This window comes from Paenibacillus sp. FSL H8-0175, from assembly GCF_045040615.1.
Taxonomy (GTDB): domain Bacteria; phylum Bacillota; class Bacilli; order Paenibacillales; family Paenibacillaceae; genus Paenibacillus_AQ; species Paenibacillus_AQ odorifer.
The window spans coordinates 4783503-4803899 of the sequence record NZ_CP150299.1 but is presented as its reverse complement, the minus strand read 5'-3'; the positions used below and the strand labels follow the sequence as shown (position 1 = coordinate 4803899).

General features: G+C 44.6%; 24 protein-coding genes and 1 other annotated feature (1 of these 25 cut by a window edge). Of the genes, 22 read left to right on the top strand and 2 right to left on the bottom strand.

All coding sequences use genetic code 11. The features are described 5' to 3' along the window. Nucleotides 1–110, bottom strand: a binding site (T-box leader) (it extends 121 nt beyond the left edge of the window). Nucleotides 111–220: 110 nt separating this feature from the next. Then, nucleotides 221–1126 carry a hypothetical protein gene (locus tag MHH46_RS21455; RefSeq protein WP_076127483.1) on the bottom strand — a complete coding sequence of 302 codons (906 nt, stop codon included), beginning with the start codon at nucleotides 1124–1126 and terminating at the stop codon, nucleotides 221–223. Nucleotides 1127–1241: 115 nt separating this feature from the next. On the opposite strand from MHH46_RS21455, the gene MHH46_RS21450 reads away from it, so the two are divergent. From MHH46_RS21450 to MHH46_RS21440, 3 genes are read left to right on the top strand one after another with little or no spacing between them, the layout of a single operon-like run. After that, nucleotides 1242–1835, top strand: a complete 594-nt coding sequence (locus MHH46_RS21450; RefSeq protein WP_036676197.1) for a CPBP family intramembrane glutamic endopeptidase — start codon at nucleotides 1242–1244, stop codon at nucleotides 1833–1835. Beyond that, a complete protein-coding gene (locus MHH46_RS21445) occupies nucleotides 1832–2236 on the top strand; it encodes a hypothetical protein (RefSeq protein ID WP_076184021.1) in 405 nt (134 codons plus the stop codon). The genes MHH46_RS21450 and MHH46_RS21445 overlap by 4 nt, the downstream gene beginning before the upstream one ends. Then, nucleotides 2230–3072, top strand: a complete 843-nt coding sequence (locus MHH46_RS21440) for a metallophosphoesterase (RefSeq protein WP_081387839.1) — start codon at nucleotides 2230–2232, stop codon at nucleotides 3070–3072. The genes MHH46_RS21445 and MHH46_RS21440 overlap by 7 nt, the downstream gene beginning before the upstream one ends. Before the next feature lie 149 nt (nucleotides 3073–3221). Here the strand turns inward: MHH46_RS21440 and MHH46_RS21435 are convergent, their stop codons facing one another. Then, nucleotides 3222–4109 carry a polysaccharide deacetylase family protein gene (locus tag MHH46_RS21435; protein ID WP_282579788.1) on the bottom strand — a complete coding sequence of 296 codons (888 nt, stop codon included), beginning with the start codon at nucleotides 4107–4109 and terminating at the stop codon, nucleotides 3222–3224. Between the two features lie 103 nt (nucleotides 4110–4212). Between MHH46_RS21435 and MHH46_RS21430 the strand changes: the two genes are divergently transcribed. From MHH46_RS21430 to MHH46_RS21340, 19 genes are all read left to right on the top strand, one after another. Further along, nucleotides 4213–4584, top strand: a complete 372-nt coding sequence (locus tag MHH46_RS21430) for a hypothetical protein (protein WP_076141316.1) — start codon at nucleotides 4213–4215, stop codon at nucleotides 4582–4584. A gap of 234 nt (nucleotides 4585–4818) precedes the next feature. Further along, on the top strand, nucleotides 4819–5433 hold the full coding sequence (locus MHH46_RS21425) for a genetic competence negative regulator (protein ID WP_036676203.1): 615 nt from the start codon (nucleotides 4819–4821) through the stop codon (nucleotides 5431–5433). 152 nt (nucleotides 5434–5585) lie between these two features. Continuing rightward, nucleotides 5586–6281 carry a glutamic-type intramembrane protease PrsW gene (gene prsW, locus MHH46_RS21420; protein WP_076134692.1) on the top strand — a complete coding sequence of 232 codons (696 nt, stop codon included), beginning with the start codon at nucleotides 5586–5588 and terminating at the stop codon, nucleotides 6279–6281. 322 nt (nucleotides 6282–6603) lie between these two features. After that, nucleotides 6604–7962: a germination protein YpeB gene (gene ypeB, locus MHH46_RS21415; RefSeq protein WP_076192213.1), complete on the top strand. Its 1359-nt coding sequence runs from the start codon at nucleotides 6604–6606 to the stop codon at nucleotides 7960–7962. A gap of 133 nt (nucleotides 7963–8095) precedes the next feature. Next, entirely contained in the window at nucleotides 8096–8749 is a 654-nt protein-coding gene (locus tag MHH46_RS21410) for a flagellar brake protein (RefSeq protein WP_036676209.1), read from the top strand. 207 nt (nucleotides 8750–8956) lie between these two features. After that, complete coding sequence (gene cmk / locus MHH46_RS21405; RefSeq protein ID WP_254848699.1) at nucleotides 8957–9667, top strand: (d)CMP kinase; 711 nt, start codon at nucleotides 8957–8959, stop codon at nucleotides 9665–9667. Then, on the top strand, nucleotides 9664–10251 hold the full coding sequence (locus tag MHH46_RS21400; protein WP_036676211.1) for a 1-acyl-sn-glycerol-3-phosphate acyltransferase: 588 nt from the start codon (nucleotides 9664–9666) through the stop codon (nucleotides 10249–10251). The genes cmk and MHH46_RS21400 overlap by 4 nt, the downstream gene beginning before the upstream one ends. A 174-nt stretch (nucleotides 10252–10425) precedes the next feature. Beyond that, the gene (rpsA, locus tag MHH46_RS21395; RefSeq protein ID WP_170914203.1) at nucleotides 10426–11748 is read left to right on the top strand and encodes a 30S ribosomal protein S1; all 1323 of its coding nucleotides are present in this window, start codon (nucleotides 10426–10428) and stop codon (nucleotides 11746–11748) included. Between the two features lie 176 nt (nucleotides 11749–11924). Continuing rightward, nucleotides 11925–13250, top strand: a complete 1326-nt coding sequence (gene der / locus MHH46_RS21390; protein ID WP_036676212.1) for a ribosome biogenesis GTPase Der — start codon at nucleotides 11925–11927, stop codon at nucleotides 13248–13250. Nucleotides 13251–13262: 12 nt separating this feature from the next. Beyond that, nucleotides 13263–13880, top strand: coding sequence for a glycerol-3-phosphate 1-O-acyltransferase PlsY (plsY, locus tag MHH46_RS21385; protein WP_036676213.1), 618 nt, complete (start codon nucleotides 13263–13265; stop codon nucleotides 13878–13880). Then, nucleotides 13873–14913 carry an NAD(P)H-dependent glycerol-3-phosphate dehydrogenase gene (locus MHH46_RS21380; protein ID WP_076127494.1) on the top strand — a complete coding sequence of 347 codons (1041 nt, stop codon included), beginning with the start codon at nucleotides 13873–13875 and terminating at the stop codon, nucleotides 14911–14913. The genes plsY and MHH46_RS21380 overlap by 8 nt, the downstream gene beginning before the upstream one ends. Nucleotides 14914–14979: 66 nt before the next feature. Then, nucleotides 14980–15255, top strand: coding sequence for a stage VI sporulation protein F (locus tag MHH46_RS21375; RefSeq protein ID WP_038572437.1), 276 nt, complete (start codon nucleotides 14980–14982; stop codon nucleotides 15253–15255). 197 nt (nucleotides 15256–15452) lie between these two features. Next, entirely contained in the window at nucleotides 15453–15632 is a 180-nt protein-coding gene (locus MHH46_RS21370; RefSeq protein ID WP_036676218.1) for a DUF2768 family protein, read from the top strand. Nucleotides 15633–15666: 34 nt separating this feature from the next. After that, complete coding sequence (locus MHH46_RS21365; RefSeq protein WP_076192211.1) at nucleotides 15667–16035, top strand: 2Fe-2S iron-sulfur cluster-binding protein; 369 nt, start codon at nucleotides 15667–15669, stop codon at nucleotides 16033–16035. Between the two features lie 30 nt (nucleotides 16036–16065). Beyond that, a complete protein-coding gene (locus MHH46_RS21360) occupies nucleotides 16066–16812 on the top strand; it encodes a DUF3939 domain-containing protein (RefSeq protein ID WP_256717199.1) in 747 nt (248 codons plus the stop codon). A gap of 437 nt (nucleotides 16813–17249) precedes the next feature. Then, a complete protein-coding gene (gene spoIVA, locus MHH46_RS21355) occupies nucleotides 17250–18728 on the top strand; it encodes a stage IV sporulation protein A (protein WP_036676222.1) in 1479 nt (492 codons plus the stop codon). A 377-nt stretch (nucleotides 18729–19105) separates the two neighbouring features. Further along, entirely contained in the window at nucleotides 19106–19378 is a 273-nt protein-coding gene (locus MHH46_RS21350; protein WP_036676223.1) for an HU family DNA-binding protein, read from the top strand. A 116-nt stretch (nucleotides 19379–19494) separates the two neighbouring features. After that, entirely contained in the window at nucleotides 19495–19743 is a 249-nt protein-coding gene (mtrB, locus tag MHH46_RS21345; protein ID WP_051490908.1) for a trp RNA-binding attenuation protein MtrB, read from the top strand. A 94-nt stretch (nucleotides 19744–19837) separates the two neighbouring features. Continuing rightward, nucleotides 19838–20380, top strand: a complete 543-nt coding sequence (locus tag MHH46_RS21340) for a hypothetical protein (RefSeq protein WP_076192209.1) — start codon at nucleotides 19838–19840, stop codon at nucleotides 20378–20380. Nucleotides 20381–20397: the final 17 nt, after the last annotated feature.

Sequence of the window (20397 nt, the reverse complement as noted above, 5' to 3'; positions counted from 1 at the left end):
GGTTCGATACAATATCTCAGGAGCGCTAAAGATAGCTGTTCGTCACCGGTTTGCACCAACCACCGGCTCTCTGAAGACTTCCAGGATCTTTGTTCCATCATCGGTTTTGAATGATTAATTTTTTCATAATGTAACACGGTATGCAAGTTGTGTCAATAGGCTTTGCAAGCAGCGTTTCTTGAAGTGAACTTCATTTTTCGTTATGATTCAATAACTGGTTCTATTCAAAAAAGAACGGAAGCTGTGGAAGTGTCTCCCTGTTATAATACTGTTCCCGCCATTTTACAAAATCCTGTTCCTGCACAGCACCTGTAGAAATCAACAAGGTTACTGAGGACTGGATATCCGAAAGATTTAATGAGCTTGCAGTGCCTGAGTAAATCATATCGTCTATTTTAGCAGTGATGTCCTGAGGATCATAACCTGCAAAAATTCCGCGATTCAGCATCATGTCAGCGATAGAAGCATTCTTCAAAAGAAGCGGCATTTTTTTCCACTGGATGAAAGACATCGTTTTTAGTTCGCCAGGTGCAGAAGGTATTTTCTGGTTTGTCTTAGAGCCCCATTTTAGCATAGAATCATAGAAGTTCTTTTGTGCTAACAGACCGTACTTCACGGCGCCGGTTGTAAATTCATCATTTTTCAATAACTTGGCTGTCTCTGCACCAGAGGCACTAGTAGAGACTTTGCCGGAGGCCTTAGAAAATAAAGTTAAGCTTTTGAGTACATTGACCTGTGACTGATGTAATAGAGGAGAGTTAGTGAAAATTGAATCTTGATTAACTCTTTCATATTGCTGGTCTGCTAGAATACTTAGATTCTTCATTACTGCCGCATTCATACGAGCATCTGTGCTGCGCGCTAACTTATCTACTTGAATGTTCCAATTCCGCTTGAATTCCCGATAGGGCAAAAATACGTTATGATAGAAAGTAACAAGATCCTGCTGTTGGTACGAGCCCGTGAATTCTACTAATCCATTCATGCTTGATTGATTGTCATATTTGGCTTCAGTTTTGTCTGCGCCAACCTTGACGCCAGTAAAAAATGCGGCGAAGGCGCAAACTAAGAAAAACAAAAAAACTAGCGTGTATAACATTTGATTGCGGGACTTACGTTTGCTCATAATAAATGCTCCTTTTTCTGGGGGGATTATCCTATGTATTATGTATTGATAGCAACACTATGGACGGTTTCTCTCTCGGAGCGGCCCGAAAAAAATAAAGAACAGGCAGGTCACGATGAAAAAATTCAAATTTGGCGAGATTAAGGTTAAAAAGGTAGAACCAGGCCAGTTGACAGACCGTCTTCTGCTGCTCAATCTCTATATCACTCAGGGGCTCACATTAATTATCGGTTTGATATGGATATTATTTCAGAAAAGAAATCCTTTTCAGCTATTAATTATTCCAGAAAAAGTACATTTTGTGGCATGGGGCCTTGGTCTTGCTGCTGCAATGCTAATTGTTGACTATTTATTGACACATATTGTCCCTGAGGAGAGCATGGATGATGGTGGAATAAACGACCTTTTATTTCGAAATCGCCCTGTGTGGCATATTATCGTCATAGCAGCAATTGTATCGGTATGTGAGGAGCTCTTATTCCGCGGAGCCATCCAATATTCCATTGGCCCTTATTGGACGAGTATAGTATTTGCTCTTATTCATGTCCGTTATTTACGTCACTTTGTACCTACCGGCTGGGTATTCTTAAGCAGTTATGGTCTTGGATATATTTACATTCAATCGGGCAGCCTCTGGGCCCCTATACTATGTCACTTCTTCATCGACCTGATCTCAGGTCTGGTGATCCGCTATAGGAGGGAATCATGAGTGAGGAATTAAGCCGGGTAAAGTCTCGACAAAAACAACACAAAAGTGAAAGCAAACATCCTGGCAAAAGTAAAAAAGAGAAGCGGACTTCGGAGGCTGTAAAAAAGGCTACTCCTGAAAAGAAGTCTACTCCTATAAAGAAAAATGCTACCGCTCGGGTTTCTACGGCAACTTTATCAAGAAAAGCTCGCCGCCCAGCAGGTTCTGCAAAGCGCTCTTCCACAGGAAGTAAAGAGAAGGACGAAGAATCTGTTCCTTCTCGTTCAGATACTTATTCTTCAGAAAAAGTTCGTTTAAGCAAGATGTTTGTAAATTCTTTGATTTTTACCTTTGTTATTTTGCTAATCGGGCTGCTTTGGTGGGGAATTGAAGGAGCGCCTCCGCTGAGTACATTATGGTGAGCATATGGGCATGGGGAATGGCTTTGGTCATTTTATTGATAGCTGCGGTCGTTGTCATAATCATGGTGATTAATGCTTTTAGAAACAGAATTATTACCGAGGAAATAATGCTAGATTCGCTACCTGAAGAGTTCGATGGATTTCGTATCTTGTTTATAACAGATATCCATCGCCGCCGCCTTCCTTCCGCGCTTCTGACACCATTAAAGGGTGGGGTAGATGTTGTTTTTCTGGGAGGAGATCTAACGGAAAAAGATAGTCCTTTAAATCGTCTTGTCGATAATATGACTCTAGTTACTTCTATTGCATCTACCTATGTTGTGCATGGAAATCATGATTATCGGGCTAATATTTCAAGGGTAGATGAGATTATTCAGGACAGTGGTGCAAAACTGTTAATGGATGAAAATGTGGCTTTTGAACGTGAGGGAGCTAAACTTTGGTTAACCGGAATTGATTTTCCGAAAAATGGGGGCAAAACTCCATACGGTCCTTTTCCGCCATTAACCACAAACACTTCTGCTGAAGATACCTGTCGTATTATTCTTGTACATGATCCGCTTTGGTTATCGAAGCGCCAGAGTGTGCCAGCGGACCTGATTCTGGCAGGTCATACGCATGGGGGGCAGGTGATCCTTCCATTTGTGGGTCAAAGACATGTAGAGCATTTCTATCATAAATATGACGCTGGAAAGTTTAGTTGGCCAAGAGGGGACGGTTCCGCAAAAAATGCCCTGCTGCTGATCAGCAGAGGGTTTGGAACAGCACATCTGCCACTTCGCTGGGGCAGTCCTGCTGAAATGCATGTGCTGACACTGCGTAAATCAACCCAATAGTGCATACTCTTTCCAGTAAGGAAAACTGGTAGCGTAAAAAGGGGGTTCCAAAGCCATGCAAATGGCTTTTGGAACCCCCTTCTATTTTTGTTTGATTCGAAAACAATTGCACTGACGAAGCAACTATCGGACATGTAAAGATGAGAAGATCAACGCATTTTTAGCTCAATGCTGCGCGGATCAACAAAGCTGTAGCCTTTACCCTCAAGTGTAGTGAGCAAGGTATCCAGTCCCTCAACGGTCCATGGTAGCTCATGCATCAGGATATTACTGCCGGAATGCAGCTGATCGGTAACATTACTGATCAATTTTTCTGTCTTACCCGTTTCCTTTTCTTTCATTTCCCAGTCAAGTGAGCCTACAGACCAGGTCATGTATAACATTCCATTCTCAGCCGCGACCTTCTTGCCAACATCCCCACCGGCACCATGTGGCGGACGGAAAAAGTGAGGAGCTTCTCCCAATGTTTCTTTGACAATATTTTGAACATCTTCGATTTGCTTTTTAACCTCAGTATAGGACTTGTCTTTCAATACAATATGATCCCAGCTGTGGTTGCCGATAATTCCACCGCGGTTATGTATTAACTCCAGAAGCTCAGGATGCTCCTTAACACGATAACCATTTACGAAAAAGATGGCTTTAGCTTGATGTTTGTCCAGAACATCCATCAAAGGGTTAATCATTGCAGCATCTTTAGGACCGTCGTCAAAAGTGAGCAGAACCACTTTTTTATTTGTAGCTTCCTCATTAGGGACGATGTCGTAATTTTTGTTCATATGGTACAGCAGTGGAATTTCAGCGGATGCTTCACCCTTACTGGCTGTACTATTTCCTGTAGTACCTCCATCTGCTGTTGCTTCAGGGGTAGGACTGGCTGTTGCTTCAGGTGCTGGCGCCGTAGTTTCTGCGCTTTGTGTAGCTGCCGCCGTGGGCGGATTGTTTGTGGTGTTTGTTTCCTTGGCTGTATTTCCATTTGCACCGCTGTTGCCACAGGCTGTAAGCAGCAAGGTAGCCAATAGGAGCACTGATGTCATTTTACCCACTTTTTTCAACTCGCTTTCTTGTTATTAGGTTGTATGAGCCGGAATCTTTCCGCGAACACTAAACATGATTTTACCATACAAGGAGGCTGGAAATATGAATACTTCGTCATTTTTATGCGGGGTGCTGATGGGCGCCGCAGCCAGTATGATTATGTCCAAAAAGCGGAATTCTTTAATGTCTTCGCTAGGGCAATCGGGTGGTTCCATGAGTGGGGCTGCAGATAAAGCAAAAGAAAAAATAATCGGTATGGCCACGACTGGTTTTGGTAACACTGCTGTTTCAAGTAGTAATGCTCAAAGTAACGGTTCAAGCAGCGCAACCTCTGAGCATAAGACTGAATCACCAGTGAAGTCGAAGGAATCCAATCTTAAATTGTTAAAGGAATTCATTCGCAGCAATCCTGAAGTAAAGAGCGAAGTAGAGCAGATTCTTAAAGAAACGCATACAACCATACCGGGATTGTAACCGTAAAGGACTCCATCAGAATCATTTTGGGGATGAAATATTCCGCAGAATGATTCTTTTTTATTATTCAGGGCCTTGAAAATGGTTTATTCAATAGAGAGGATTTTATATATTTATTTACGTGCATTTATCTCGGCAAAATGATAACATACTTACATAGTAACCATTTTTGGCTCATTACTCGGGACTCATCATACATTATAATAAATGAGCTTGCAAAAGGAGGATCCTGTCATGAGAATAGAGCGATTAAGTCAAGATAAGATACGGATTTTCCTCACTTTTGACGACCTGAGCGAGCGGGGCATCCAGAAGGAAGACATGTGGCAGGAAGTTCCTAAGGTTCATGACCTGTTTACAGAGATGATGGATCAAGCATATAGTGAACTAGGTTTTGATGCCACGGGTCCGCTTGCCGTAGAAGTTTTCGCATTGCCCGCGCAAGGCATGGTCGTTATAGTGACCCGAGGAAAATATGATCACCATCAGTACGGTGCGTCCGGGGAAGAAGAATTGCCAGAAGAGATTTATGAAATGGAAGTTACTCTTGAACAAAGCGACTCCATTGTATATGCATTCCGCGATTTCGAGGTTCTGGTTGAAGCGGCTCATGTGCTCATCGGTAATATTACTTCCCAGGGGAAACTGTATTCTTATAACAATAAATGGTATCTGTATTTCGATCCAAAGGAATTTGAAGAAACGGCGTTGTCAGGTCTTGTTGGCGTACTTGCTGAGTTTGGAGATTCCTCACCGGTCACAGAAGCTGTTCTCGATGAATACGGGAAAACAGTGATGCCGGAGAATGCGGTCCAGTTATTGTGCACTCATTTTAAGCGTCAGGAGTAATTAGGCAAGACTAGGGGCTGATGACCATTGTTTAGGCCGATCAGCCCTAGTCTTGTTGTTGGTGATATGTCGGTCATTCTTGTATCAAAGTTATCATCTACCTTGCTGTGTAACGGCAGTAATAGGGTTTAGGGGTGTAGGGAGGTTATTCGGTGCTCGTGTTATCGGTCATTACGTCGGCAGTAGCGCCGGGACTTGCTCTGTTGACCTTTTTTTATCTGAAAGACAAGTATGATCAAGAACCGCTTCATGTAGTCATTAAAGTATTCTTGCTCGGCCTTCTGATTGTGTTTCCAGTAATGATCATTCAGAGAGGGCTGATGCTGGGACTAAATGGTGGTCCCTACGTGGAGTCGTTTCTCATATCCGCTGGCGTGGAAGAATGTCTAAAGTGGTTTGTGCTGTACCATATGATTTACAATCATACCGAATTTGACGAGCCATATGATGGGATACTATACGCTGTGGCGATTTCGCTCGGCTTCGCAACAATAGAAAATGTAATGTACGCTTGGTATAGCAACGCTTCAATCGGATCAATGTTTCTAAGAGCACTTCTTCCGGTTTCTGGACACGCTATGTTTGGTGTGATCATGGGCTACCATATGGGAAGGGCGAAGTTCTCAAAAGGAGTTCATACCCGCAGAATTCTGGTGTTTTCTCTCCTGTTGCCATGGATGTGGCATGGGATATATGACTTTATTTTGAGTACGACAGCCAACTATTGGATATGGTTTATTGTGCCTCTGATGGCTATCCTATGGTATGGAGGTATGGGAAAGGTTGCTAGGGCCAACAGCCGTTCTCCTTTCCGCTTTCTGAAACGTGAAGAAGAGGTTAACCTATAATCGAGATGGACACACTTATATTCGAAGGGCAGTTCCTAGTAAGGAATTCCAGAGAGGAGAGAGGTGTCTTTTTTTGCGTATAAAAGTACGTATCGTTTGCAAACAGTGTGGTGAGACCTACATATTAAGAGGGATTAAAGAGCATGGTGTCATTCAAACCGGCTTTAAACAATGCCTTTGCAGTAATAGCAGTGGCTTTGAGATTGAAGAGAGAGCATGAGCGGACGTTATAGTCACATTGTGTAGCAACTTCAGTGCATAAGACTCCTAGTTTATTGTCAAACTAACGCCAATAAGCTATCGAAAGGAGTCTTGTAGCCCTATGTACAAAAGATTAAGTGCTGTAATGTTCCCGCTGACCGCGCTGCTGCTGATTGGTGCGCTTGTGTGGGGTTATCAGGAGAATCAGGAGAAGAATTCAATACTAATTAAGGCGGAGAACCAATATCAACGCGCCTTTCATGATTTGTCCTATCATGTGGACCGTCTTCATGGTGAGCTTGGAAATACGCTTGCGGTTAACTCTGCTTCTAATGGGATGCACCGTAAAGGACTTGTGAATGTGTGGCGGATGACTAGTGAGGCCCAAAATGAGATTAACCAGCTGCCGCTGACCTTGCTGCCATTTAGCAAAACAGAGGAGTTTCTGTCCAAAATCTCCAACTTTTCTTATAAAGCCGGGATTCGTGACTTCACTAAAAAACCTCTGACAGATGGAGAGCTGAGCAATCTAAAAGCATTGTACAAGAACTCAGGAGAAATCTCTAAGGATTTGCAAGAGGTACAAAATAAAGTCATTGGCAATCGGCTGCGCTGGATGGATGTTGAAACGGCGTTGGCGACAGAAAATAAAGCGGAGGACAACACGATTATTGACGGCTTCAAAACGGTGGATAAACGTGTAGGGGCATATCCTGAGCTAGACTGGGGTCCTTCAGTAGCAAGCATCTACGATAAACGTTCCGTCAAAATGCTCGGAGGTACCCCCGTGACTGCCGAAGACATCAAACGTAAGGCGTTGAAGTTCGCGGATGCGGGCTCCAATGCTAAAGTGGATGTTAAAGAAAATGGGAAGAACACCGAATGGCCATCCTATACAGCAACTGTTAGCGCTTCGAATAAGAAGCACGCCATTAGTATGGATTTCACCAAAAATGGCGGGTTGCTGATCTCTTATTATGACAACCGTGAGGTTGGCCCTGCCAAAGTTTCTATTAAAGAAGCAGTTACCAAAGCAGAGCAGTTTCTTGAGAAAAAAGGATATCCCCATATGACTGCAGTCAGCGCTGATCGTTACGATAATATCGGGAATTTGACCTTTGTAACCAAACAGAATGATGTATTGATTTATCCTGAAAAGATGACCATTCGTATGGGGCTGGATACAGGTGATACCATCGGTTTTGAGGCCAGCGAATACGTCAATGAGCACAAGGACAACCGGAAGCTTCCAAAACCAAAGCTTACCCTTGCAGAGGCGAGAAAATTTCTGAATTCTGATTTCAAGGAGCAATACAATCGCTTGTCCTGGATTAAAAATGATGATTCCGTCGAGGTCTTGACTTACGAGTTCGGTGGAGGAGTTAATGGCTCAAAGTATCGTATTTACATTAACGCCGAGGATGGCATTGAAGAGTCTGTGGAAGAAATCAGACCTTCTTCGGGGTCTGAGGCAAAATAAAGGGAGGGCGCATCCAGCAGTTGGGTGCGTCCCTTTTTTTTGCAATATCTATAAAATATATCTGACTGGCTGATATTCCCATGCTATAATCAGGGGTAGTGATAATTACTAAACTGATGTGGCGGTGACATCTTTGTATCCTAAAATTAACGAATATCTATACATACAGGTTGCTTCCAGTGACGCTGCTGAAGCAGAAGTTGAATATAGATCAAGAATTGCAGAGACGGAAGAAGACGCATTCCTGATTGAAATTCCTATGCAGGAGAGCAATGGTCGTCTAAAAAGGCTCTTTATGGGGGACGAGCTTTCGGTTTATTTTTTAACTGAGGGTGGCATCAAAAATTACTTTAATACTTATGTACTGGGCTTTAAAGAAGATGTAATTCGTATGGTCCGGATTCAAAAGCCGGAGACAGATTCGATTTTTAAGATCCAGAGAAGAAGCTTTTTCCGAGTGAATGCAGATCTAGAGCTTGCTGTGAAGGATAGCCTTGGCAAACGGTTCCTAGTTCGTACAGATGATATTGGTGGTGGAGGAATCTCCTTTTTGGTGGATAACCAGGTTAAGCTGGAGGTTGGTAATAAATTGTCCTGCTGGGTACTGGTGCCTTATCGAAACGGAAGCACGGAGCATGTCAATTTTGAAGGTGAAGTAGTGCGCATTAAAAAGCTAGAGAATGGACGGCTTTTAGCGATGTTGAAATTTGTCGCTATTTCAGATTTGGAACGCCAGAAAATTATCCGTTATTGCTTCGAACGTCAGTTTGATTTCCGCAACAGATAAGCATTTTTTACAGCTCTATTAAGCTGTCTGATTTTGCACTGAAGTATAAACTGTGGTATAATTTTATAAGTCGCAGGCAATGCCTGCTTTTTTCTTGATAATATCATCAAGCATAACAATTTATGTGTGCTCCTTGATATTGCAGGAATAGTTTTCGTAACGCTAGATGCTTTTTTTATGAAAGAGTGTTTGAGGAGGAATGCCCCGTTGGATAGGCAGGGTACACATACTTATGACAGAATAAACGTCGCCATCGACGGACCTGCCGGGGCAGGCAAGAGCACTGTAGCCCGATTGGTAGCCCAGAAGTTGTCTTATATCTATGTCGATACTGGTGCAATGTACCGGGCAATCACCTGGTATATGATCCAAGAAGGCATTGAACCGGAAGATCAGCATCGAGTGAACGAGAAGGTTCGCGACATGGTGATTGAACTTATTCCGGAACGAGACATTCAGAAGGTGCTGATTAATGGGGAAGACGTGACCCCACATATTCGGAGCCTTCAGGTTAGCGGCCTTGTGTCGCAGTATGCGAAGATCGAGGATGTAAGATCCAGACTGAGTCAATTGCAGCGTCAGATGGCGCTTCGCAAAGGCGTGGTAATGGATGGCCGCGATATCGGTACAACCGTGCTGCCGGATGCCGAGGTAAAGATTTTTATGACGGCAAGTGTGGAAGAACGAGCTCTCCGTCGTTATAAGGAACTGAGAGACGCGGAATCGGTGACGCTTCAGCAGCTTGAACACGATATTGCAAAGCGGGACCGTCTGGATGAAGGACGGGAGATTTCACCGCTGCGCCGTGCAGAAGATGCTATTCTTCTGGATACGACCTTAATGAATATCGATCAAGTTGTGGAGGCCATTGTATCCCACTGTAGATCTCATGTTGACGGGGAGAGAAATCATTTATGATTTATGCAATTTGTGTTGGATTGCTTCGCTTGATTTACGCAATCCTTTTCCCACTTAAGATTGTGGGGAAAGAAAATGTGCCAAAGGAGGGCGGGGTACTGCTCTGCGCTAACCACATTAGTCTGCTTGATCCAATGACTATTGGAATTAAGCTGGACCGTCAGGTAAAGTATATGGCTAAGGCTGAACTGTTTGAGGTTCCGGTGCTTGGCTGGCTCATTAATAAATTGGGTGCTTTTCCGGTGAAACGTGGCGGCGTAAGCAAAGAATCCATAAAAACGGCCCTTAACACACTTCGTAATGGTAATGTCATGGGTATCTTCCCGGAGGGTACGCGTAACTCTGATGCCGGAGTGGCCAAGAAGGGTGCTGCTAGCTTTGCACTTCGAAGTGGCGCAGCAGTTATTCCAGCGGCTATTATCGGCCAGTATAAACCCTTTCGACGCATGGTCGTTGTCTACGGTGCTCCTGTAGACCTTAGTCAATTTGCCGGTGCGGGGAGCGAATCTCTCGAGGCTGTTACCGATGTCATTATGGATCGCATCCGTGAGATGAAAGAGACAGGTAAACCAAGTGCTAGTTAAGGGATGAGCAGAACAACAAATTTTGCTCAATGTTTTGATTAAATAACGGCATAGCCGCTATTTTTTGGAACATACTATCATCAAGTGTAAGTGAAATATTATGCATTGCTTGTTTTGAACTCTGCTATACGCAGGTTTAAATAAATGGGGTTTTGAATCGAGGAGGCTAATCACATGTCTGAAGAAATTAAAAATCAGGAAGCTGCGGAAAAGAATGAATCCGTAGAAGCGGTGGATTCCGCTGTGACAGAAAATAACGGAGCTGTAGAAGAAGTTGCTGCCGTTAACGAAGAAGAAGTGACTAACCAAGCTGACTTGGAAATCATTTCTCTGAAAAAAGGCGATACCGTGAAAGGAACAATCGTCAAAATCGAAGATAACCAAGCTTATGTAAGCATTGGATATAAATACGACGGTGTGATTCCAATTCGCGAATTGTCCGCAGTACAACTGGACAACGCTGCTGCAGCAGTAGAAGTTGGACAGGAAGTAGAATGTAAAGTTGTCAGCATCAACGACAACAAGGAAAGCCTTGTTCTTTCCAAACGTGCTGTTGATAGTGAAAAATCATGGGAAGATCTTGAGAAATACTTCGCTTCCCAAGAAGCTTTCGAAGTTACTGTGGCTGACGTTGTTAAAGGCGGCCTCGTAGCTGATGTTGGAGCTCGCGGATTTATCCCAGCTTCCATGGTAGAGCGTCACTTCGTTGAAGATTTCAGCGATTACAAAGGCCGTACCTTGCGCGTTAAAGTGAAAGAACTTGACCGTGAGAACAGCAAAGTAATCTTGTCTGCTAAAGAAGTTCTTGAAGAAGAATTCGAAGCTAACAAGCTGAAAATTATGGCTGAACTATCTGAAGGCCAAATCATCGAAGGTACAGTACAACGTCTGACTCAATTCGGCGCATTTGTTGATGTGGGCGGAGTTGACGGTCTTGTACACGTATCTGAAATCGCTTGGAGTCACGTAGAGAAACCTTCTGATGTAGTATCTGAAGGTGATAAAGTACGTGTTAAAGTATTGAAGGTTGATCCTGAAAAAGGAAAAATCAGCCTGAGCATCAAAGCTGCTGCTCCAGGTCCTTGGGACTCTGCTGCTGGCGAAATCAACATCGGTGATGTTGTAACAGGCGTTGTAAAACGTCTTGTGAACTTCGGAGCATTCGTAGAATTGCTTCCGGGTGTGGAAGGTCTTGTGCATATCTCACAAATCTCCCACAAACACATCGCTACTCCACACGAAGTATTGAAAGAAGGACAAGAAGTTCAAGTGAAAGTTCTGGACTTCAATCCATCCGAGAAACGTGTTAGCCTGAGCATCAAAGAAACTGAAGAAGCTCCAGCTCCATCTGCTAGACCTGAACGCAGCAATAGCAGAGACAGAGCTCCTAAAGAAGTTCTGAACAACCCTAACGTTTCCCTTAGCAACGAAGGCCTTAGCTTTACGCTTGCTGAACGTTTTGGTGACAAGCTGGACAAATTTAAGGGTAATAACTAATCCCTAAACGAGCTTTTGAATATACGGGTAAAGTAATCGGCGAGCCCTCGATACGGGGGTTCGCCGATTGTCTTTTTTTCGGAACTGGTCGGATTATTGAGAGTTAACATGATTGTTAGCCAATTTAAATGTTTTTTGCTATGATGAGTAACGTAAGGATGACAGGAGGAATGAATATGGCAAGACCCGTTGTGGCAATTGTTGGGAGGCCTAACGTCGGAAAATCGACGATATTTAATCGGCTGATTGGCGATAGATTAGCCATTGTAGAAGATAAGCCGGGGATTACACGTGACCGGATTTATGGTATTTCAGATTGGAACGGTAAGTCGTTCAGTGTGATTGATACCGGAGGTATTGAAATTGATGGAGAAGATACAATTCTGAAATCAATCCGTGTTCAAGCGGAGCTGGCGATTGAAGAAGCGGATGTTATTGTATTTATGTGTGAGGCGAAGAGTGGTGTGACGAATTCAGATGAAGAGGTAGCTCAGATTCTGTTCCGTTCAGGTAAACCAGTCGTTCTTGCCATCAACAAAGTGGATAATATGAAGCGTGCGGATGATATTTATGAGTTCTATAGCCTTGGTTTTGGCGATCCAATCGGAATTTCTGGTAGTCACGGAACCGGACTCGGCGACTTGCTAGATGCTGTAGTTGAGCGCCTACCTGAGAAAATAGATGATGAATACGATGAGGATGTCATTCGTGTAGCTTTGATTGGCCGTCCGAATGTAGGTAAATCCTCTCTGGTTAACGCGATTTTGGGCGAAGAACGTGTTATCGTCAGCGATATTGCAGGGACAACAAGAGATGCTATCGATACTCCTTTTGAACGTGATGGGCAACGTTATGTGCTTATCGATACGGCAGGTATGCGTAAAAAAGGCAAGGTATACGAGAACATTGAAAAATACAGTGTTATGCGTGCTATGCGTGCGATCGAACGGGCTGATGTGGTCCTCGTTGTAATTAACGGCGAAGAGGGCATCATCGATCAGGACAAGCATATTGCTGGTTATGCACATGAAGCTGGTAAAGCATCTATTTTTGTTGTCAACAAATGGGATGCCATTGTGAAAGACGATAAGACTATGCAGAACTTCGAGACGAAGATTCGTGACCATTTCTTGTTTATGAGTTACGCACCGGTTGTCTTTTTGTCGGCTTTAACCAAACAGCGTTTGCAAAAACTGCTGCCTGTTGTACAGCATGTATCTCAACAGCACGCACTGCGCATTACTACACATTTGGTGAACGACGTTGTATCTGATGCAATCGCGATTAACCCTCCACCAACTGACAAAGGCCGTCGCTTGCGTATTAACTATGTAACGCAGGTTGCGGTTAAGCCGCCTACGATTGTGGTGTTCGTGAATGATCCGTCGCTGATGCATTTCTCCTATGAACGTTATCTGGAGAATAAAATTCGCGCAGCATTTAATTTCGAAGGAACACCAATCCGTCTCTTTACACGGCGCAAATCCGAAAACGAAGGTTAGGGGAGAAGAAGTGTGGCGCTTGAACTTCTGGTTATCGTTGTAAGCTATTTGCTTGGTTCTGTCAGCTTTAGTGTACTGCTTGCAAAGTTGCTAAAGGGAATTGATATCCGTCAATACGGAAGCGGAAATGCGGGGGCTACCAATACACTGCGTGTATTGGGTAAAGGTCCTGCAATACTAGTGCTGTTGCTGGATGTGCTGAAAGGGGTGGCCGCTGTATGGTTAGGAACCTGGGTCGGCGGTTGGGGAACCTGGGTTCCGGCTCTTTGCGGAATCGCTGCCATCATCGGACATAATTGGCCGCTCTATTTTCGTTTTCGTGGGGGGAAAGGCATTGCTACTACGATCGGTGTTATGGCTACGCTTTGTTTATGGCCAGCGCTGCTCGCCGGTATCATCGCCATCCTGTCTATCTTTATCACACGTTACGTGTCCCTTGGCTCATTAATTTTTGTAGCACTGACACCAGTGGCTTTATTGTTGACAGGATTTACACAACCTGTGCTCTGGACCAGTATTATTATTGCGGTCTTCGCCTTCTGGCGGCACCGGACGAATATTGTAAAGATCGTAGAAGGCCGTGAGAACAAGATAGGCTCAAAAGTTAAAGGAGGGAATCGTGTTGTCTGATAAAGTTACCGTACTTGTAGCGGGGAGCTGGGGAACTGCGCTGGCTAGTGTGCTGGCTGCAAACCACTCGGAAGTTTATCTGTGGACACGCAACTCTGATCAAGCTGCCGAGATCAATGGCTCTCATACGAATAATAAGTATCTGCCTGGCATCGCATTGCCAGCTAACATTATTGCAACTACGGATATGGAAACGGCAGTGTCCGGTTCTAAGGCGGTTGTAATTGTAGCTCCGTCTTCAGGAATGCGGCAGGTTGCTCGCAGTCTGAAGCCATTCTGGAAGGATGACATGTTATGTGTTCATGCTACGAAGGGCTTTGAGTCGGAGAGCAATAAGCGGATGTCCATCGTAATTGCAGAGGAACTAGGCTGTGACGAAGGGCAGATCGTCGTCCTCTCCGGTCCAAGTCATGCAGAGGAAGTTGTACGCCGGTGTCCTACAACCGTTGTAGTTGCTTCACCTGATGACAAACGTAGCGCCGAAGCGCAGGAATTGTTCATCAACAACGATTTCCGTGTATATACGAATCGTGATCAGGTAGGGGTAGAGCTTGCCGGAGCTCTTAAGAATATTATTGCCCTTGGTGCAGGTCTATCCGATGGCCTTGGATATGGGGACAATGCTAAAGCAGCGCTTTTGACCCGTGGACTCGCCGAGATATCTCGGGTGGGAGTTGAGCTTGGAGCCAATCCTTTGACCTTTGCCGGCCTTGCCGGAATTGGCGACCTTGTTGTGACGGCTACTAGTCAGCACAGCCGTAACTGGCGCGCTGGGTCCATGCTTGGTCAAGGCAAGCCGCTGGCTGAGGTGCTGGAATCCATGGGGATGGTAGTCGAAGGTATACGTACTACCGAAGCAGCTTATGCAATTTCGCTCAAGCTGGGTGTGCAGATGCCGATTACGGATCAGATTTATCATGTGCTCTTTCAAGGAAGAAGCCCACGCAGTGCGGTTGAAGCCTTGATGGGTCGTGATCGTAAGCCTGAGCTTGAGTCGATCTCCCAGGAAACTTGGGAGCAGTGGCATTCCTGATCCTGTTCACCTTTTTCCGCAAATTCTCATATGTTGTAATGGGGATTGACGGAGGAGGGATGAAAAGTGAGCAGAGATTTTTCCAAGGATGCATTGAACGCCATTAACAAAAAGGCGGGCAAGAACATTACGGAAAGTGCCGTCAAAAAGCTAGCCAGTACGGTAAAGCCAGGAACTACGCAGAATGAAGCCCAGCTCCGCCAGTTAATTAAGCAGGTGTCATCAATGGCGAAAGTGCCGGTCAGTGAAGCTACTGTGCAGGAGATTATCAATGCCGTTAAAAAAGGCGGCGCAGGTTCCAGCACAATGGAGTCTTTAATGAAAATGATGCTTAAAAAATAGCTTTAAGTTGGGTGAGCAAAAGAAAACGGATCAATGAACGATTCCGTCGTCTTTTGCTTTTTTTTATATTCCTGATAATTTTCACGAAGCGTAATTTATTTAAAATAATACATAAAAAATGATGTTTTTTTACAGAAAAGGATAAGGTCATGATATAATAGTCCCTAATAAATTACAGGCGAATGGGGGCTTTGACCATGGATCCGATGACGAAAATGTGGTTATCCCTGATTGCGATGCTGATTATGGGATTATCAGTATTTCTTATAACTTTTGCTCGGAGCAAAACCAAGGGATTGCTTAAGGCTGTACTGTCTATACTTGCTTTTGTCATCATGTTAGTGGGCCTATTGGGCGGAGTTGTTTCAATTATGTAAGCAGTTACATAGTGTTGAGGAAGGAAGTAACATCATGAAATCACAAAAAGGAGTTACCGTTGTATTTCAACCAGAAGGTCGTAAAGCTGTTGTGAACCGTGGCATTTCGTTATTAGAGGCCGCTCGTAAAGCAGGAGTGCCAATTACAACTAGATGCGGAGGCAAAGCAGGCTGCCTGATGTGCAAGGTTACAGTCGCGAAGGAAGAGGCTTCTGCAGTAAGGCCTCCCGGAGAGATTGAGCGGCGTAAGCTTGGATCGGCCTTAGAAGAAGGAACACGTCTGGCCTGTCAGGCTGCCGTATGGAGCGACGTAACCGTTCAGGTGCCGGAAGATCCACTGAAGGCTGCGGTGCGCCGTAAGCTTGAAGCAGCGCGGCGTGGGGAAGAAGATGAACTGTGGTAGCGTAAGAATGTCACCGTGGGAGGGACTCGGTTGGAGTTTATAGGATATAAAATGAAACTGAAGGCAGGGGCCAAGCTTTTGCTAGGGATGGTATCGCTCGCGCTTACGCTTTCGGGCTGTCTATACCCAGGTGAAGAGAAGCGGGCTAGTGTTAATTATCGGGAAAGTGTTAAACGGATACAAGCAGCCGTTGATGATTATCAACAGGAGGAAGGGGTACTGCCCATTCTTAATGCGGATGAAACTACTCCAAGGTATGAGAAGTTTCGTATTGACCTGGGGAAGTTGAATAATAAGGGATATTTGGATGATATACCGGCTACCGCTTTTGAGCAGGGTGGAAGTGCTTATTTTCTTATTTTGAATGAGGAAATTGATCCTGTGGTGAAGGTGATGGACCTTGTTACGGTTCAAAAGGTGAATGACGTGCAACGACAGGTTAACCGTTATAAATCAGCTCATGGCGGCAACCTGCCTGTGCTTGATGAGCTATACCCCGGATTGTATACCATTGATCATAAGCAGGCGGGTACAAGCTCTATAACCTTAACTAGCGTCTATTCCGGTCAAGTTCTTGACTTTATCATGGATAAGGATGGAACTGTCTACGTAGATTATGTTTTTGATATCATGGCTGCCGTCGATAAGAAGGGTGGAGAGCACGACAAGAATCAGGACTTGCGACTGGATCTGGAGGAAGCTTCATATTACGTTCCCGTAAAGTCTTTGCCGTATCTATGGATTAATGATCAGCCGATCCCACAGCCTCCAAGTTAGAGTTATAGTTTAAAAGCGTCTAAGCTTCGGTTTTATCCGGGGCATTAGGCGTTTTTTGTTTATAACCTTTTAATCTCAGCATCCACTAAAAATAGTTCTATCAACGAATCCTACCTCATAAGATGGATGAGTAAGCTTCCGGGCGTCAGACGCCTTGCGGCGCGCAGACTTAACTTTTTTTGAAATTACATTGTGAAATGCGCGAATATGGGTCATAAATTCGTTCCGGATACATATGATGATACTAGTCCAAATGCATGTCCGAGCATTCGGAGTTTAGCGCGGGGCAAGTACGTCCCGGTCGAAAGCAGCTAGGCTTCGGGCGGGCATACGATAAGTCCGGTTGATGTCCTGCAAGGGTCAGATTACCGGCGGAACGCGAAGTCGATGCTCTTCAGGCATTTTTTCTTCGGAGTAATATGAGGAGGGGATCTCTTTTGGAAAAAGTGGATATTTTCAAGGACATTGCCGAGCGTACCGGCGGAGACATTTATCTTGGCGTCGTCGGCGCGGTTCGCACGGGGAAATCGACATTTATCAAGCGCTTCATGGAAACCATTGTCCTGCCAAACATCACGAATGAGGCTGATCGAGTAAGAGCTGTGGATGAGCTTCCGCAAAGCGCAGCAGGCAAAACGATTATGACGACAGAACCGAAGTTTGTGCCAAACAACGCAGTCCAAATCAAGGTTGCGGAAGGGCTTGAGGTTAATGTTCGTCTGGTAGACTGTGTGGGTTACGCTGTAGAGGGTGCAAAAGGTTACGAGGATGAAAATGGACCACGAATGATCTCTACACCTTGGTTTGAAGAGCCTATTCCTTTTCAGGAAGCGGCAGAAATCGGGACACGTAAGGTTATTCAGGAGCATTCAACGCTAGGTGTAGTGGTAACAACAGATGGTACGATTGCAGAAATTCCGCGGAACTCGTACGTGGACTCTGAAGAGCGCGTCATTGCAGAGCTGAAGGAAGTGGGTAAGCCGTTTGTGCTTGTCATTAACTCCACCCGGCCACGCAGTGAGGAAGCGCAGCAGCTCCGTAACGAGCTAGCCATCAAATACGATATCCCAGTTATGACGCTAAGCGCCGCAAACATGAGCGAAGATGACGTAACTGGTGTGCTGCGGGAAGTGCTTTATGAATTCCCAGTGCATGAAGTAAATGTAAATCTGCCAAGCTGGGTTATGGTGCTTGGAGAAAACCACTGGCTACGTAGTAGTTATGAGAACTCCGTTCGCGATACGGTAAAAGACATTCGCCGCCTGAGGGATGTTGACCGCCTTGTATCTCAGTTCACCGAATATGACTTTATTGATAAAGCTGGCCTAAGTGGTATGAACATGGGTCAGGGTGTAGCAGAGATCGACCTGTATGCTCCAGAAGAGCTGTACGATCAAGTTCTGATGGAAGTGGTTGGGGTTGAGATCCGCGGTAAGGATCATTTGCTCCAGCTTATGCAGGAGTTCTCACATGCGAAACGAGAATACGACCGATTCTCAGAAGCTTTGGAAATGGTCAAGACTACTGGCTATGGTATCGCGGCTCCATCTTTAGCCGAAATGGCACTCGACGAGCCAGAACTGATTCGTCAGGGCTCTCGCTTCGGGGTTCGCTTAAAGGCTACGGCACCATCCATTCATATGATTCGGGTGGATGTGGAGTCTGAATTCTCGCCAATCATCGGAACGGAAAAGCAAAGCGAAGAGCTGGTTCGTTATCTGATGCAGGACTTTGAGAATGATCCTATTAAGATTTGGGAATCCGATATTTTTGGCCGCTCCCTGCACTCCATTGTAAGAGAAGGAATTCAAGGCAAGATAGCTATGATGCCGGATAATGCGCGCTACAAACTGCAAGAAACGCTTGGTCGCATTATAAATGAGGGTTCCGGCGGACTTATTGCAATTATTCTCTAAGCTGAATATAAATAAATTCAAAGAGTGGGAGAAATCCTGCTCTTTTTATTTGTATCTATCCTAAAACTTGATTCCTAGTTCCTATAATAACGGTGAATCTGACTCAATTATTCTGATGAAATAAAGACCTTAAATGCTCCTATAGGTCTAACAAATTAGATTGAATTTAGATAAATATGCAAGGATAGATGATAATTTCTGCTCCTTTTTTGAGTAACAGCTTGAATTTATGGATGGGCTGTATTACTATAAGTTTGTTGCGCTTCAAGGTCTAAGGGCGCCAAAGTTAAGTTTTAAACGGGATTATCACGTATATTTTACGTTGAAACGGAAACAGTGTATGATACCGGAGAATTTACTCAGGGAGGTGAGAAAACATGAATAAATCAGATTTGATCAATGTAGTTACAGAAGCAACTGAACTTCCCAAGAAGGATGCTACTAAAGCTGTAGATGCGGTTTTCGAAGCAATTACAGAAGCACTGCAAAGCGGTGATAAAGTACAACTGGTTGGATTCGGAAACTTTGAAGTGCGTGAGCGTTCAGCACGTAAAGGCCGTAACCCGCAAACTGGTGAAGAAATCGAAATTCCTGCAAGCAAGGTACCGGCATTCAAACCCGGTAAGGCGCTGAAAGACGGAATCAAATAAAGATTTCTACATACCTATCCCATAGTCTTTTTAAGAACAACTATGCCGCCCTCCAAGGCGGCATTTGTTTTTTGAAATACTATGAACTGTATAATAGGTTTAGAGGAGGATGAGTGATGATGGATAAAAATACGGGTACTACTCCGCTTCCAACGGGCAGCGACTATATTGTGGTTAAGGCTAAAGATAATGGCGTTCAGGTCATTGGGTTAACCAGAGGTACAGATACACGTTTTCATCATACAGAGAAGCTGGATAAGGGTGAGGTATTGATTGCCCAGTTTACTGATCATACCTCAGCGATGAAGATCCGCGGTAAGGCTGAAATATGGACAAAGCACGGACAATTGGAAAGTGAAAGCTGAAAAGCAGGCATAGCCTGCTTTTTTTCAAAATATAGTAAAGAGAAATGATCGTATTCCGCTAAGAGTGGGAATTATGGATAAGGGGGGCGTGTTCATGAACAAGGCCTGGTGGGTTGGAGCCGTATTACTCTTGACTGCAACCTCTGCTGTAATATTGCCCAAAGTGGCAGATATGGATTCAACCTTACAGCAGAGAAATGGTGCAGTGGAGACTTTTACTGGCGGCCATAACACGGTGCTAGACAACGATAATCTTGTTGATGTTCTTGGCTCACTTCCATTGACCTTATCCATTGATAGCGTAGGCTGGGAGGATCACGTTCTGTCTCTGGATTTAAAAGTGAGCGGAAATGATCATGAACCCCAGGAGCTTTATCGAAATATGGCACAGACTATTTCTTTTGCTTTTCAAGAAACCTTGAATGTGGATCAGCTTCTGCTGCGCATCGTGGTCATGGATAAATGGCTGGATAGCCGCCGGCTGCTGCTAGCAGGGGATATCAGACGCGCGGAGTGGTCCGTTGAACTCCAGAATGAACTTCAGTCTGCGGGTAATCTCCCCATATCCGAGCGTCTCAAGACAGGCTTCCGTATTAGTGAGACTGAGCTCTGGAAGAAGCAGTTCATTTATCCTTGAGAAGAATAAAAGAAACT